Genomic DNA, 13,471 nt, shown 5'->3' with positions numbered 1-13,471 from the left:
TTCTTCTGTTCAGTCAGATCACGCTTCGGGGAAGCCCCGCAAGAGATACGATCGCACGGCGCCCAGCAAGCCGTTCAGGATCAACCCCAGCAGCGAGATCGTGATCAGCGGTACGAACATGTCGACGGCCTGAAAGGTTCGGGCCGCCGTCACCAGCACATGCCCTAACCCGTCCGTCGACGTGATCATCTCAGCCAGAAACACCACGATGCAGGAAATGACAAGGCCGATCCGGCAGCCGGTCAGGATCGACGGCATCGCCGCCGGCAGCACGACCTTGAACAGGATCTCGTAGCGCGATGTCCCCGCCGCCATGGCCGACCAGATCAGTTTCTGCTCGACGGTCGACGCGCCGTAATAGGTGGATAACAGAATGGGAAAAAGCGCATCCGCCGCCACCAGCGTGATCTTCGATCCGTGGCCGAAGCCGAGCAGAAGCAACAGCGCCGGATAGAGTGCGACTTTAGGCAACGGCGCCAATACGCGCACGATTGGCCGAACCACGGCATTGATCGCTGGATTGGCGGCCGCGGCGATGCCGATACTTACACCGAGCACGACCGCAATCGCAAAGCCCGCAAACAGCCGGATCAGGGTCGCCGCGATCTCCTGCTGAAACGTCCACGTCACGAGTTGCTGGAGCAACCTGCTGAAGACGTATCCCGGCGGCGGCAGCAAGACCGCAGGCGCAAAGCCGAACGATACGAGGCCTTGCCACACCGCGATCACGAGCACAATTGGCGCAAGCCCAAGAACGACATTTGCTGAGGGAAGACGCGATGTCATGAGAAGCTCAGCGGCATGTCGAACTGAGGCTCGGACCAGCGCACCAGCCGTGCGCGGACCCGCTCGAAAATCGCATCGAGGCAAATTCCCATCGCCCCCACGATGATGATCATCGCGAAGACGGTGTCGTATTGGCCCATGTCCAGCGCGTTGAACAGAATGTTGCCGGCGCCGGACTGGCGAGCGATCATCTCGCTGGTGATCATCGTGATCAGCGCCAGCACGAGACCGGTGCGACATCCGGTCAGGATTTCCGGCAGCGCCGCCGGCAGCACGATCCGCACCAGCCGTTGCAGCGGCGAAAGTCCCATCGCGGCGCCCGACCACAGCATCTTCTCTTCGACGGCTTGGGCGCCCTCAAAGCTGTGATAGATCACGGGCAGGCTGACGCCGAGGAAGATCACCAGCGTCTTCGTGATGTCGCCGACGCCCAGCCAAAGCATGATGATCGGCATCAGCGCCGCTTTCGGCACCGGATAGATCACCATCAGAAGCGGGTTGAAGAAGGCCGCGACGGCGCGGCTACGCCCCATCAATAGACCCAGCGGGATCGAAACCAGCACGGCTACACCGAACCCGATCGCCATGCGGCGAAGCGAGGCCAGGATGTTGATCAGCGACTCCTTGTCGCCAAGGATGTCCGGAATCGCGCGGATCGCCTCGATCGCCGTCGGAAAGCTGTCATTCTTCAGCGCGAGCGACGCGACCTGCCACACCGCCAGCAGCCCGATGCAAGCGAACACCGGGGCGGCACGTCTGGCGGCGGCAGCCAGCGATGTCATGACGGCGATCCGGTCTCGTCGACCTCGTCGAACATGCGTTCGATGTCGACGACGTATTTCTGGTAGCGTGGATCGAGCAACAGCTCGTTGCGGCGACGCGGCCGAGGCAGATCGATGTCGATCACCTGCCGAATACGGCCGGGAGATTTCGACATCATCACGACCTTGTCCGACAGGAAGACGGCTTCATCGACCGAATGGGTCACGAACAGCACGGTCTTGCGGTCACGTTCCCAGATGTTCAGGAGATCATTCTGGAGGCGTGTACGGGTGTGCGCGTCGAGCGCGCCGAACGGCTCGTCCATCAGCAGAACTTCAGGGTGGTAAGCCAAGGTCCGGGCCAGCGCGACGCGCTGCTTCATGCCACCCGAGAGCTCCTTGGGATAAAAGTTCTCATAGCCTTTGAGGCCGACCATCTCGATCAAGGCCCGGCTCTGTGCTCCGGCCTCGGCGGCACGCACACCTTGCTGGCGCGGGCCATACATCACATTGCCCAACACGGTCTTCCAGGGAAACAGAGCGAACTCTTGAAACACTGGTCCGCGATCCGGACCCGGCCCCGTGATCGTCTGTCCCTTCATCCTCGCCACGCCGCTGGTCGGACTGACGAAGCCGCCGACGATATAAAGAAGTGTCGACTTGCCGCAGCCGGACGGACCAAGGATGGAGACGAAGGCTCCTTCCTCGATCGTCAGCGAGATGTCCGATAACGCCAGATGATCCTTACGCGCCGAGGTCTGGAAAACCTGGGAGACGCGGTCGATCTCGATGATCGCAGAAGCCGGCCTTTGTGACGTCACCGGATTCACCCATTCGCTCGATCTCGAAGGCACTACCCTCATCCCGTCTCTCGCTTGACTCACGCGCGAACGTCACGCAACCGATCCGCTGATGTCCTCCGTCAGCTGATCGAGCTTAGCAAGAAACTTGCCAGACAGGCGGTCATTCTCGCACGGAAGCGGCGCGTCATTCGAACCAAGGCCATTCTGCAGGGCCCTCATGTGTGACGGCTCCGCCCGGCGCCTGTCCGACCAGCCGCGCATACTTTGCGAGCGCACCCGCACGGTGACGGGGCGGCCTCGGCTTCCAATCGCGTCGGCGCGCCGTGAGTTCCTGCTCGTCGACCAGCATATCCATCCGCCGGTTTGCGGCATCGATCCGGATCCTGTCGCCGTCGCGAACAAGCGCCAATGGACCGCCGACAAACGCTTCGGGGGACACGTAGCCGATGCACATGCCGCGAGTAGCGCCGGAGAACCGTCCATCGGTGATCAGGGCCACCTTCTCGCCCATACCCTGGCCGTAGATCAGCGCCGTAACGCCAAGCATCTCGCGCATGCCCGGGCCGCCGACTGGCCCTTCATTGCGGATCACCAGCACCTCGCCCGCCGTGTAGGCGCGGTCACGGACCGCTTTGACACATGCCTCCTCATCTTCGAAGACGCGCGCAACACCCTCGAAGTGCTGACTCTTCAAACCTGCGACCTTGATCACCGCACCGTCCGGACAGAGATTGCCTTTCAGAACCGCCACGCCACCATCGGGCATGATCGGCGCACGAGACGCGTAAACGACTTCACCATCGGGAGCGTTGGCCGCGCCATATTCTTCGGCGAGCGTGCGCCCGGTGACGGACAAGCAGCTCCCATCGATGTGCCCGCTCTGGATCAACTCGCGGATCACGACGGCCGCGCCGCCGATGTCGTAGACATCCTTCGCAGTGTACTTGCCGCCCGGCCGCAAGTTTCCAATCAGCGGCGTCCTGGCAAAGACCTTGCCGACATCATCGATCGTGAATGCGATCCCGGCCTCATTCGCGATCGCCGGCAGATGCAGTGCAGCGTTGGTCGAGCCGCCCGTGGCGGCAACAATCGCCGCACCGTTCTCGAGGGATTTCCGAGTCACGAGGTCGCGCGGTAGCGGGCCGCCACGTTCCAGCATCTCCATCACCAGTCGCCCGGCGCGGCGCGAGATCTGTGCACGTTCCGCATAGACACCGGGCACCATTGAGACGTTGGGAATGGTCAGCCCCATCGCCTCCGACACCATCCCCATCGTGTTTGCGGTAAACTGGCCGGCGCACGCGCCGATGGTCGGCAGGCAGGCGCGCTCGATCCGTTCGAGCGTGGCGCCGTCGATCTCTCCGGTCATGAAGCTGCCGACAGCTTCATAGGAGTCGAGCACCGTGAGAGTCCGCCCGTCCACCCGGCCCGGCAGCGAGCTGCCGCCGTAGATGAAAATGGACGGTACGTTGCAACGAACCATGCCCATCATCACGCCGGGAAGCGTCTTGTCGCATCCGCCGTACCCGATCAACGCGTCATAGGCGAGACCATGAACGACGGCTTCGATCGAATCGGCAATCAGCTCGCGTGAAAAGAGAGAAAACTTCATTCCCTCGTGATTCATGCTGATACCGTCGGAGACCGACACAGTGGAGAATTCGCGCGGCGTGCCGCCCGCCTCCTCGATTCCCGTCTTGGCCGCGGCCACCTGGAAGTCGTGGGTCATATTGCAGGGCGTCTGCTCGCCCTTCATGCTGACGACGCCCACCATCGGCTTGGCGATCGCGGCGTCGTCGAGCCCCATTGCGCGCATGAAAGCGCGGTGCGGGGCCCGGTCGAGGCCGTCAGTCGTGACCCGTGATCGCAACTTCTTCATGCGCGCATCTGTTTCATGCAACGTCCGGGATGATCCGCGACGCCGCGCCCCCTCGTTCGGACAATTCGCCCGTCGCCTATTCCAGCGGCGCGACGATCGTCGCGTGCTTGAACTGCATGGCATCCAGCTTCGGCAACATTCCGGTCTCAGCGTAGATGTCCAGCATCTTCTGGATCGCGGGGAAGTTCGGCGCCGCACCCGGATCGCGGCCGAAATCGTTGTCCTTGAGCAGATAGGTCTCGAGCACCGGAATAGGCGCCTTCAGAACCTCATTCACGACCTTTAGCGTCTCTTCGCGGTTGGCCAGCGCTTTCTTCATACCTGAGGTAATGTCACGCACGTAGGCCTTCACCAAGTCGGGGTTCTTGTCGACGAAATCAGCGCGGCAGGCTTCCAGGATGTGCACGATGTTCGGCATCGCCTGCGACAACGAGAACAGCTTTCTTGTGCCACCCTTCGCCTCCGCACGTGCGGCAAACGGCTGGTTCATGTTGACCGCGTCGACACGGCCCTGGCGCAGCGCATCTTCGGAGACGGCAAAACCGACCTCGACCAGCTTGATGTCCTTCGCCGGATCGACGCCATTCTGCTTGAGCAACAGGTTGAAGGGGCCTTGTGTGCCGCCGCCGATCACGGAAATGCCGACCGTCTTGCCTTTGAGATCGGCGATCGTCTTGATCGGCGAGTCATCCATCACCGCCCAATAGACCGAGAAACCGCCGGGCTTCTCGAAGACGTGCTGCGCCACGATGTAGGCCTTGAGATTGCCGCCAACCACACCGTTGGCGAGCGACAGCGGCGCTTGCGTCGCGCAATCCAGCGCGCCGGCCGCCAATGCCTGCGTCATCGGCGCGGTGCCCTGAAATTGGGTCCATTCGATGTTGTAGGCCTTGCCGATATTGGGAAACTCGGCTGGCCTGCGCATCATCCAGTACTTGGATTCCTCGGCCGGGATGGTCCAGCCGACGCGAATGGTCTGCTGTGCCCATGACGGGCCTGCCCCCGCGCTCGCAGCCGCGGCCACTCCCAAAGCCAGGATCCACTTCGAAACGGTTCGCATCGTGCCCACTCCGCTGCTCCGGCGCCGACCAGCGCCGCCCAACCCGACCACTCAAATGTTTCATGGTTCAAACAATCAGGCAAGCCATGCGAGCCGGACGGTTTCGCTGTCCGACCTGCAATGTATGGTAAGGCGGCGTTTGCGCTGCGACAGAAGGAGGCAACCTATGGCTGATGCGAGCAAGACAAACCCGCTGGGCGTCGAGAGGCTCGGCTATCTCGGCCTTGGACTGATGGGAACGCCGATGACCCGGCGCCTGCTCAAAGCCGGCCATCAGGTCGCTGTCTGGAATCGTTCGGAGGGCAAGGTCGCTCCGCTCGTCGCGGCCGGCGCCAGGCGCGCAGCCACGCCCCGCGACATGTTGGCGAACGCGGATATCGTCTTCATGTGCGTGACCGATGCCGCCGCCGTCGAAGAAGTGATTTTCGGGCCCGACGGTCTTGCAGCGGCTTCCGGCGCAGGCAAGCTCGTCGTCGACTTCTCGTCGATCCATCCCGACGCCGCGCGCGATCTTGCAGCGCGGCTGAAAGACGCGAATGGCGCGGGCTGGATAGATGCGCCGGTGTCCGGCGGCACCAAGGGCGCAGAGGAAGGCACGCTCGCCATCATGGCCGGCGGAGAAGCTGCGGACATCGAGCGGGCACGGCCCTATGTGCTGCACATGGCACGCAGGTTCACCCACATGGGCCCGATCGGGGCTGGCCAAACCACAAAACTCTGCAACCAGGTGATCGTCGGATGCGCGATGGCCGTTCTGGCGGAAGCAACGCGCCTTGCCTCGAATGCGGGGATTGACGCAGGCCGGCTGCCCGAGGCGCTCGCCGGCGGCTTTGCGGATTCCATCCCGCTTCAGCTCTTCGTGCCGCGCATGGTCCAGGGCATCCACTCGCCGCCGCTTGGCCATATCGCGACAATGCTCAAGGATCTCGACACGGTCGCCGATGTCGCCCAGGCGACGTCAACGCCGGTGCCGATGGCGACCCTCGCGGGACAGATATTCAGGCTGGCCAAGGCTGCCCGCGGCGCGGACGCGGACGCTTTGGAAATCTACAAGCTCTCGGCCACAGACCGCTGAACCGACGCGCGTCCTTGAATCGCCTTATGGCGACTTCTTGCGTTCATCATCAGCCAGGAACCGGCCATACCCCCCGCGCGCAAACAGCAGGGGCTCCTTGGCACTGTAGGCATAGGCCTCGACCGCGCCGAGAAAGATCACGTGGTCACCGCCATAATAGCGATTGACCGATCGGCATTGAAAGTTGGCGACACTCTCGGCAAGCACCGGAGCGTTCCCGAGGCCCGGGGTCCAGTCGACCCCGGCGAACTTGTCCTCGGACGATTTTGCAAATTTGTTCGCAAGCGTTTGCTGCGACGTGCCGAGTATGTGAACGGCGAAATGGCTGGCGTTCTGAAACACGGGGAGGCTTGAGGAATAGAATCCGAGGCTCCAGAGGACCAGAGGGGGATTCAGGGAGACTGACGCGAACGAATTGCAGGTGATGCCATAGGGCTTTCCATCAGCGGCCATAGCCGTGATGATCGTTACGCCCGTTCCGTATGTGCCAAGCGCGTTGCGAAAATCACGAGGATCGATCGGCGAGCTGTCGCTGGCGAGTTCGTTGGCGGGATCGGAAATGGCCGGCTGCTTCGGCAGATCATTCATCGGCCGGCCTCACAGCGTGAGATTCTCGGACGGCAGGCCCAAAGCCACCCGTCCGTAATTGGTTCCGGCCGCATCGAAGTTGAACGCAAGATGCGAGTTTATTGCGTGCGCATCGCGGAACTGCCGCTGCAACACGCCCGTCGTGAACAGACCGCGCGCTCCGCTCGCCGCAAACAGCATCGAGACCGCGTCGGTGCATAGATTCACCGAGAATGCGCCATCGCGGCGATATCTGGTCTTGGTCGCCATATCAGGAATACGACCGCGCCTCGCATCTTCCATTGCATTGACGCAGGCCGAACGCATGATCAGGCGCGCAGCGTCGATCTTGGCCGAGGCTTCCGCGATCTTGATCTGCGTGCTTTGAAAGTCGCTGAGCTTGGCACGGTTGTAGGTCGAGATGCGATGACGCGCGACCTCCGCATAATCGTCGAGGCATACTTGAGCATTCCCCAGCGCGACGCCGGAGAGGACGTAGGGAAAAAGTGAGAACACAGGTAGCGCATATAGCGGATTGGGATTGACCTTGCTTCCCGGCGTCGGGCCGCCGGCAAGATCGCCGACCGCGACCGTCATATAGTCGGCCACGAAAGCGTCCCTGACTTCGACGTCGCAAGACCCCGTCCCGCGCAGGCCTGCGACATTCCAGGTGTCCAACACCTTGTAATCGTCCTTCGGCAGCAGAAAGATTCGATACTCGATGCCGTCCGCCTCGTCGTCGGAGTAGACGACGCTTGCAAGCATGTTCCACTCGCAGGAGGCAACGCCGGAGGAAAACGGCCAGCTGCCGTGCAAACGGTAGCCGCCCTCGACCCTCGTGGCGCGTCCGGCAGGAAAAATGAACGAGGACGCAATCAGCGCGTCCGGATCGCGGTCCCAGACCAGATCCTGCGCCTTTTGCGCGAACATGCCGAGCATCCAATGATGGCTCGCCAGGTTAGCGAGATTCCACGCCACTGACGCATCCGCCATTCCCAGCAGTTCGGCGCAGTCGACAAGAGCGACATAGTCAAGCTCGGCACCGCCGATGCGCTTCGGCTGCAGCATGCGGAACAGGCCAGCGTCGTGGAGATCCTTCTCGGTTTCCGTCGGAAGATGCCGCAGTTCCTCCGTGCGGGCAGCCCGCTCTCGCAGCCGCGGCACAAGCGCCCGGGTCCCCGCGATCATTGCCGCATAGGCGCGTTCGCCGGCTTCCTGCCCCGTCGGCTGGCCCATGCTCGGCTCTTGACCAGGCGCCATTCGAGTCCCTCGCTTTCACATAGTTATGCGGCGGGAACTTCGCCAAATCAAGCTGGGCAGGGTTAACGTTGCGTAGTCGCCCTGCACCCCGGCTGTTCGCAGGAATGCGATGTCGCGTATACCGTCTTCTCAAAGCAGCTATCCGCAAACTCTGCGATGCCTGGCTGCATGGAGCTGACCGCTCAGGCTTGGCCTGAGGTCGATGGCTTGCCTGATCCAAAGACGCCTTTCTGAGTGAACTCCGAAATCCGCCGCTCGTCGTAACCAAGCGTATCACGCAGGACGCCTTCGGTATGCTCGCCTAACAAGGGAGCAGCGACGGGATCAATCGCTCCCGTCAGGCTCATATTGATCGGAGGTTCGATATTGGGGACCCACTCTGCCGTACGGTGCGGAATCCTGTTCAGGCGATGGCGCTCGCGGGCCTCGGGCGCATTGAACCCCTCCTCGACCGTTCGGAGATAGCCGACCGGGATATTGGCCAGCTTCATCTTCGCCATCCAATTCTCGAGGGTATCGCTCGCGAAGACCTCTGCAATGGCTGTCCGCAGGAGCTCCTTGTTCTCAGAGCGCGCTTTGCGCGACGCGAACTGCGGATCAGTGATCAAATCGGGCCGGTTCAGCACCTCGACCACCAGCCGACGATAGAGCCGGTCGTTGGCGCAGGCCATGTAAAGCGGCCCATCGGAAGCTTCATAGACACCGACAGTGGGGGACCCGTTCGGTGAATTGCCGAACCGGCCAGGGTTTTCGCCGTTGATCAGATAGGCCATGCCGTAGAAGCCGGTCATGCCCATGGCGACGTCGAACAGGGCGACCTCGACATGCTGCCCGCGGCCGAGCCGATCGCGCGCCAAAAGCGCCAGCAGGATGGCGTTGCAGGCGGACATCCCCGTCGCCATGTCCACGATCGGCGGGCCGGTACGAACCGCTGGCCCATCGGCAAACCCATTGAGGGACATGAAGCCGCTTTCCGCCTGCGTGATGGGATCGAAGCCGGGCCGCGCGGCAAATGGTCCTGAGCGTCCGTAAGCCGAGATCGAGCAATAGACCAGCCGCGGGTTGAGCGGCGCGACCGCCTCGTAGTCGAGGCCGAATTTCTTCATGACTCCGCTTGAAAAATTCTCCACGACTACATCCGCCTTCCGGATCAGGTCCAGTGCGATCTCGCGAGCCTGCGGCACGGTCAGGTCGAGCGCGATGCCGCGCTTGTTGCGGTTCAGGCTCAGATAGGCGGCGCTTTCGCCGCCAATTTCGGCGTGCTCGTACGCGCGCGTATCGTCGCCACCATCCGGATTCTCGATCTTGATGACGCGTGCACCGAAATCGGCAAGCGTCTGCGTGCAGGCCGGCCCCGCCACGACCCGCGTAAAATCGACGACCAAGAGACCGTCGAGCGCGGTAGGCGCGCCCGTCACCCGCGACGAACGTTCCGGTAATTGAGGCTTGGTGGGCATCGACGGCGCTCCCTTACATCGGCTTATGGTTGCCGAATTTCCTGCAAGAGCAAACTTAAAGCCCGGCGCCACCAACTTCGCAAGTGCTTCACCCGCATCGCTTCAATACGCAAAAAGGCCCATCAAGCTGCCGGGCCCTCGAACATTTGCAGGAAATAGCGTGTGCGCAAGTGCAGCGATGTCGGCACTGTGGGGAGCTCACTTGCCCAGCATGACCTTAACGCCTAGCAAAACGGCCCCCATCAGTCCGGTCGCAATCACCGTGATAACAGCCTTGAAGGTGTAGCTCTGCGCCTGCTCCACGCTCTTTCGCCACCTCCGCAGGTGCTGGAGATCAGCCCTTAGCTCCTTCCGGTCGTCATGTTCGATTCCGAAGGAACCTAGCACCGATGCGACGGCCTTCAATACGAAGGCATCGATGCTCTCCTGTTGCAGCCTTTGTTGCTCGGCCAGTTTCTCAGCCACGATCGCCCTGATTTCATCATCTGGCATCTTCACCACTTGATGATCCTTGCAACGTTCTCGAAACCACACTTGGCGAAGTAGAAGGATACAACCAGTCTCAGTCAGCGTCCGCGCGTTAGACGTCTCCCACAGCACGATTGCAACCAGGCCCGCGAGTGCGAGCGATATCAAATAGGCGGTCATCGTGTCTCCACGAAGGGGAAAATGCGCGGCAGATCGCGTGACGAAGTGCGATCGTTTCGGGCGCGAACCCTATCTCCGCGAGCCCGGAGACCGCAGCGGCGCGAGCAACGGACCCGGCGTCGCGCGCCGGCACGTTCGCGCATGCACAGCCAGCAATGGTATGGAAGGCGGCGCGCCGATCAGCGCTCCCTGAACGTGGTCTAGCGAGTGCGTGGCCGGATGCGCGGCCACCCTCCGATCTCGAAGTTGCGACGAAAAAACCCGCGGCGGATGCTTCCGGCGCGGGTGAACCAAACATCGTCTCGATGATGTCATTCTGCAAGTGTTTTGCCCGACGTGTCAAACTTTCCTCGTTCGACCGCACCGTGCCGGAACTTACCCGAAGAGCGGCGCGTTCATTCCATGAGTCAAAGGAACGTGCGCGCGATGAACCACACCGTACTGGTCGTTGACGACGATCCCGGCGTCCTCGACGTCATCGTGGGCATGTTGGAAGAACTCGGCTGCGAGGTGACGCGCGCCCAAAGCGGCCCGGATGCGCTCGATCGGCTCAGGCAGAACGAGAGCATCTCTATCCTCATCACGGACATCAATATGCCGGGCATGGATGGTCACGAACTGGCCGAACTGGCGAAGCGGCTACGCCCGGGATTGAAGATCCTGCAATTATCGGGGCGCGAGCCGCGGCGCGGGGGCCTGCCAATGATCCGGAAGCCGTTTTCGTTCGAGGAGCTCGCCGACACCATGCGGCGAACCACCGGCGTTTGCTGAACGCAGAGCCCAAAAGAAAACCCGCGGCGGGGGCTCCCGCGCGGGTCGAACCAAGCTCATGTCGATGATGCCATTCTGCCGGTGTTTTGCCCGACGTGTCAACGCGGCGAACGCGGACAAAGGAGCCCTTCCTCCCAGTTTGATATGTGGTGCGCAAGGGGCTTGCTTCAAGTCCCCCGCCCTGCCGTAGAACCCCCGCCCCAATGAGCATCCAAAGCAGCAACACGAGGGGGTCCACATGCCTGTATTGCTTCCGTCGTCCCGGCCGCGCGGCCGTACCGAGCGGGCCGGCGCCAGCCGCGCGAGTCACCATGCCGTGCTGATCGCCGGCGGCGGCCCGACCGGTTTGATGCTGGCCGCCGAGCTCGCGCTCGCGGATGTCGACGTCGCCGTGGTCGAGCGGCGCCCGGATCAGGAGCTCGTCGGTACGCGGGCCGGCGGATTGCACGCGCGGACCATCGAGATCCTCGATCAGCGCGGCGTCGCGGAGCGCTTCCTGCGCGAGGGGCAAGTCACCCAGCTCGCGGGCTTCGCCTGGACCAGGCTCGACATCGGCGATCTCCCCACCCGGCACGCTTATGGCCTCGCGCTGCGGCAGAGCCACATCGAGCGCATCCTGGCCGACTGGGTCGAGGAGCTCGCGGTGCCGATCTATCGAAACTCCGAGGTGATCGGCTTCGTTCAGGATGCGACCAGCATCGACGTTGCGCTCGCCGGCGGCAAGACATTGCGCGCAAGCTACCTCGTTGGCTGCGACGGCGGTCGCAGCCTGGTACGCAAGAAGGCCGGCATCGATTTCGTCGGCTCCGATCCGACGCTCAGCAATCTCATGGCCGAAGTCGAGATGCGCGACGAGCCGGTATGGGGTCTCCGCCACGACGCCATCGGCTTTCATGGCCTCAGCAAGGCGGAGAGCGGTCGCGTGCTGGTCGTCGTGACGGAAGCGACGCTCGACCGCACCGGCGAACCCGGCCTGCGCGATCTCAGCGATGCGCTCGTCGCCGTGTACGGCACCGACTTCGGGCTCCAAAATCCCGCCTGGATCTCCCGCTTCACCGATGCGGCGCGGCAGGCCGTGTCCTATCGCCGGGAGCGCGTGCTGCTCGCCGGCGATGCCGCGCATATCCATCACTCCGTCGGCGGGCAAGGCCTCAACACCGGCGTGCAGGACGCGGTCAATCTCGGCTGGAAGCTGGCGCAGGTGGTCAGGGGAATTTCGCCCGACGGCCTGCTCGATACCTACCACGCCGAGCGTCATCCCGTTGCTGCGCGCGTCTTGCGCAACACCCTGGCGCAAATCGCCATGCTCCGCCGCGGCGAGGCTGGCCTCAAGGCCGCGCGCAACGTGGTGTCCGACCTGCTCGCCATGGACGAGCCGCGCCAACGTTTTGGCGCGATGATGAGCGGACTCGACATCCGCTATGATCTCGGCGAAGGACACGAACTGCTCGGGCGCCGGATGCCCGATCTCGACCTGATCGTCGAGGGCCATCCGCAGAGATTGTTCACGCTGCTGCACGAAGCGCAGGCCCTGCTGATCAATTTCGGCAAGTCCGGCGGATTTGACATCGCACCCTGGGCAGATCATATCAGGGTCGTCAACGCCAGCCACGACGGCGCGTGGGAGCTCCCCGCCATCGGGCAGGTCGCCGCGCCCGAAGCCGTGCTGGTTCGGCCAGACGGGCACGTGGCGTGGGTCGGAGATGAAAGCCAACGAGGACTCGAGGACGCGCTGACCACCTGGTTTGGACCGGCTGCTGCGGTGTAGCGCGCGAACGTCAGAGGCGCGATACAAACAAAGCCCGCGGGATTCCGCGGGCTGGATTGGCATCAGGTTTTCGAAACACGGCTCAATATCCGAACGTTACGCCGCTCGCTGCTCTCCGAAGGCAAAGGTCACACGTTCGAATCGTGTCGGGTGCGCCAGTGTTTCTCTCGATCTACCAACCTCTTAGAGCGTTGGTGGTAGCTCCTCAAAAGCTCCTCAGACCGGCCGGTCACAAGCTGGTCACGCGAGAGGAGCTTTTTGAATGGCAAGCCTACGGTTCAGGAACGGGAAGTGGCAGGTCCAAGTCAGACGCCACGGACACACACAACAAGCCAAGTCGTTTCAATCAAAATCTGATGCACAACGTTGGGCACGGCAGATCGAAGCCGAGTTAGATCGGACTTTGATCCCCAACGACGTACGATCTCTCAATACAATCACTGTTGCGCAGCTTCTCACGCGCTATCGCGACAACGTCACCAATGAGAAGGCACGCCAGCGAGAGGCGCTGAGAGGCTTCAGAGATCAGAGCTGGCCCCGGTTGTTTGGACAGCGCCCCGCTGGATTTAAGTGGATTCCTGCCGGGTTATGCTGAACGCGGGGCTTTACGGTTTTGTCGTTGCGTCGGGAGGGCGT

Annotated in this window: 12 protein-coding genes; 3 read left to right on the top strand and 9 right to left on the bottom strand. The window is 62.5% G+C overall.

The window, feature by feature from the left end; translation table 11 throughout:
- Positions 1-18: 18 nt before the first annotated feature.
- The 5 genes from QJT78_RS32915 to QJT78_RS32895 all read right to left on the bottom strand — a co-directional run bounded on the left by QJT78_RS32915 (position 19) and on the right by QJT78_RS32895 (position 5,289).
- Positions 19-786: an ABC transporter permease subunit gene (locus tag QJT78_RS32915; protein ID WP_028149654.1), complete on the bottom strand. Its 768-nt coding sequence runs from the start codon at positions 784-786 to the stop codon at positions 19-21.
- A complete protein-coding gene (locus QJT78_RS32910; protein ID WP_028149653.1) occupies positions 783-1,568 on the bottom strand; it encodes an ABC transporter permease in 786 nt (261 codons plus the stop codon). Before QJT78_RS32910 ends, QJT78_RS32915 begins: the two co-directional genes overlap by 4 nt.
- Positions 1,565-2,410, bottom strand: coding sequence for an ABC transporter ATP-binding protein (locus tag QJT78_RS32905; RefSeq protein ID WP_049807808.1), 846 nt, complete (start codon positions 2,408-2,410; stop codon positions 1,565-1,567). The genes QJT78_RS32910 and QJT78_RS32905 overlap by 4 nt, the downstream gene beginning before the upstream one ends.
- Before the next feature lie 124 nt (positions 2,411-2,534).
- Positions 2,535-4,229: a dihydroxy-acid dehydratase gene (gene ilvD, locus QJT78_RS32900; protein ID WP_028149651.1), complete on the bottom strand. Its 1,695-nt coding sequence runs from the start codon at positions 4,227-4,229 to the stop codon at positions 2,535-2,537.
- A 76-nt stretch (positions 4,230-4,305) separates the two neighbouring features.
- Positions 4,306-5,289, bottom strand: coding sequence for an ABC transporter substrate-binding protein (locus QJT78_RS32895; protein WP_028149650.1), 984 nt, complete (start codon positions 5,287-5,289; stop codon positions 4,306-4,308).
- A 166-nt stretch (positions 5,290-5,455) separates the two neighbouring features.
- Here QJT78_RS32895 and QJT78_RS32890 point away from each other — a divergent pair, with 166 nt between their 5' ends.
- A complete protein-coding gene (locus QJT78_RS32890) occupies positions 5,456-6,364 on the top strand; it encodes an NAD(P)-dependent oxidoreductase (RefSeq protein WP_028149649.1) in 909 nt (302 codons plus the stop codon).
- Between the two features lie 24 nt (positions 6,365-6,388).
- Here the strand turns inward: QJT78_RS32890 and QJT78_RS32885 are convergent, their stop codons facing one another.
- The 4 genes from QJT78_RS32885 to QJT78_RS32870 all read right to left on the bottom strand — a co-directional run bounded on the left by QJT78_RS32885 (position 6,389) and on the right by QJT78_RS32870 (position 10,146).
- Complete coding sequence (locus QJT78_RS32885; RefSeq protein ID WP_014493742.1) at positions 6,389-6,952, bottom strand: flavin reductase family protein; 564 nt, start codon at positions 6,950-6,952, stop codon at positions 6,389-6,391.
- Between the two features lie 9 nt (positions 6,953-6,961).
- Positions 6,962-8,191, bottom strand: coding sequence for an acyl-CoA dehydrogenase family protein (locus tag QJT78_RS32880; RefSeq protein WP_049807809.1), 1,230 nt, complete (start codon positions 8,189-8,191; stop codon positions 6,962-6,964).
- 182 nt (positions 8,192-8,373) lie between these two features.
- The gene (locus QJT78_RS32875; RefSeq protein ID WP_028149647.1) at positions 8,374-9,648 is read right to left on the bottom strand and encodes a CoA transferase; all 1,275 of its coding nucleotides are present in this window, start codon (positions 9,646-9,648) and stop codon (positions 8,374-8,376) included.
- Between the two features lie 198 nt (positions 9,649-9,846).
- Positions 9,847-10,146 carry a hypothetical protein gene (locus tag QJT78_RS32870; protein ID WP_028149646.1) on the bottom strand — a complete coding sequence of 100 codons (300 nt, stop codon included), beginning with the start codon at positions 10,144-10,146 and terminating at the stop codon, positions 9,847-9,849.
- A gap of 576 nt (positions 10,147-10,722) precedes the next feature.
- Between QJT78_RS32870 and QJT78_RS32865 the strand changes: the two genes are divergently transcribed.
- On the top strand, positions 10,723-11,067 hold the full coding sequence (locus tag QJT78_RS32865; protein WP_028149645.1) for a response regulator: 345 nt from the start codon (positions 10,723-10,725) through the stop codon (positions 11,065-11,067).
- Positions 11,068-11,305: 238 nt separating this feature from the next.
- Positions 11,306-12,835, top strand: a complete 1,530-nt coding sequence (locus QJT78_RS32860; protein WP_038944169.1) for an FAD-dependent monooxygenase — start codon at positions 11,306-11,308, stop codon at positions 12,833-12,835.
- The last annotated feature ends 636 nt before the right edge of the window (positions 12,836-13,471 follow it).

The sequence above is a fragment of the Bradyrhizobium sp. Mp27 genome (genome assembly GCF_029953005.1).
GTDB classification, from domain to species: domain Bacteria; phylum Pseudomonadota; class Alphaproteobacteria; order Rhizobiales; family Xanthobacteraceae; genus Bradyrhizobium; species Bradyrhizobium barranii.
Note: the sequence above shows the minus strand (reverse complement) of the source record. Positions and strands in the feature narration are given on the sequence as shown.

What these genes read in the sequence shown, in the direction of transcription:
- QJT78_RS32915 (WP_028149654.1), bottom strand. Translation starts at nt 786, where the DNA reads ATGACATCGCGTCTTCCCTCAGCAAATGTCGTTCTTGGGCTTGCGCCA.
- QJT78_RS32910 (WP_028149653.1), bottom strand. Translation starts at nt 1,568, where the DNA reads ATGACATCGCTGGCTGCCGCCGCCAGACGTGCCGCCCCGGTGTTCGCT.
- QJT78_RS32905 (WP_049807808.1), bottom strand. Translation starts at nt 2,410, where the DNA reads ATGAGGGTAGTGCCTTCGAGATCGAGCGAATGGGTGAATCCGGTGACG.
- ilvD (WP_028149651.1), bottom strand. Translation starts at nt 4,229, where the DNA reads ATGAAGAAGTTGCGATCACGGGTCACGACTGACGGCCTCGACCGGGCC.
- QJT78_RS32895 (WP_028149650.1), bottom strand. Translation starts at nt 5,289, where the DNA reads ATGCGAACCGTTTCGAAGTGGATCCTGGCTTTGGGAGTGGCCGCGGCT.
- QJT78_RS32890 (WP_028149649.1), top strand. Translation starts at nt 5,456, where the DNA reads ATGGCTGATGCGAGCAAGACAAACCCGCTGGGCGTCGAGAGGCTCGGC.
- QJT78_RS32885 (WP_014493742.1), bottom strand. Translation starts at nt 6,952, where the DNA reads ATGAATGATCTGCCGAAGCAGCCGGCCATTTCCGATCCCGCCAACGAA.
- QJT78_RS32880 (WP_049807809.1), bottom strand. Translation starts at nt 8,191, where the DNA reads ATGGCGCCTGGTCAAGAGCCGAGCATGGGCCAGCCGACGGGGCAGGAA.
- QJT78_RS32875 (WP_028149647.1), bottom strand. Translation starts at nt 9,648, where the DNA reads ATGCCCACCAAGCCTCAATTACCGGAACGTTCGTCGCGGGTGACGGGC.
- QJT78_RS32865 (WP_028149645.1), top strand. Translation starts at nt 10,723, where the DNA reads ATGAACCACACCGTACTGGTCGTTGACGACGATCCCGGCGTCCTCGAC.
- QJT78_RS32860 (WP_038944169.1), top strand. Translation starts at nt 11,306, where the DNA reads ATGCCTGTATTGCTTCCGTCGTCCCGGCCGCGCGGCCGTACCGAGCGG.